Annotated in this window: 1 protein-coding gene and 1 pseudogene; both read left to right on the plus strand. The window is 70.1% G+C overall.

Annotated elements, in window-relative coordinates; all coding sequences use genetic code 11:
* A partial coding sequence (locus GH737_RS15020; RefSeq protein WP_196233259.1) for an NUDIX domain-containing protein occupies positions 1-283 on the plus strand: 283 nt, incomplete at its 5' end.
* Positions 273-578, plus strand: a pseudogene (locus tag GH737_RS15025) (hypothetical protein); the annotation flags it as partial. The gene GH737_RS15020 and the pseudogene GH737_RS15025, both read left to right, overlap by 11 nt.

Consider the following 578-nt stretch of genomic DNA (forward strand, 5'->3'; position numbering starts at 1 on the left):
CCATGTGTGGCTCGTCCGGCGACCCGCCGCTGGGCTCCTCGGCGGCATGGCCGCGCTGCCCGGCGGCGCATGGGGTGAAGCGCAGCCGGCGAGCGATCCGGTCGCCAGCGTTCGCCACGTCTTCACCCATTTTTCGCTCGACCTCGCAATCGAGCTTCGCTCCGACCCGGTCGGCGATGGCTGGTGGCATCGGATCGACTCGCTGCCGGAGGCCGGCCTTCCGACCTTATACCTGAAAGCTGCCGATGAATTGCTGTCGCGGAGGCGCTTGCTTGCGGCCTGAACCCTTTTTCTCGGGCGCCGGTCTCGACCGCGCCGACATCCTCCGCGCCGACGCGGGCGCCATCGTGCAGCTGGCCGAACAATCCGCCGCGCGCCAGCTCGTCTGGAAAGACGGCCTCCCGGCGATCGGTGAGGACGGCGCGTTGGTCTGGCGCGAAGTCGACGCGCCCGACCTCTTTCTCGGGCTGGACGAGGGCAAGCCGCGCTTCAGCGCGGTACCGGCGGGCGTTGAAGGTTCGCGCGCCGCGTTCGCGGTCATGGGCAATCTGTCGGCCGCCGAGGCGCCAGTGTTCGCC

Origin of the sequence: Sphingomonas segetis (genome assembly GCF_009720245.1) — a bacterium.
In the GTDB taxonomy this organism is placed as follows: Bacteria; Pseudomonadota; Alphaproteobacteria; order Sphingomonadales; family Sphingomonadaceae; genus Sphingomicrobium; species Sphingomicrobium segetis.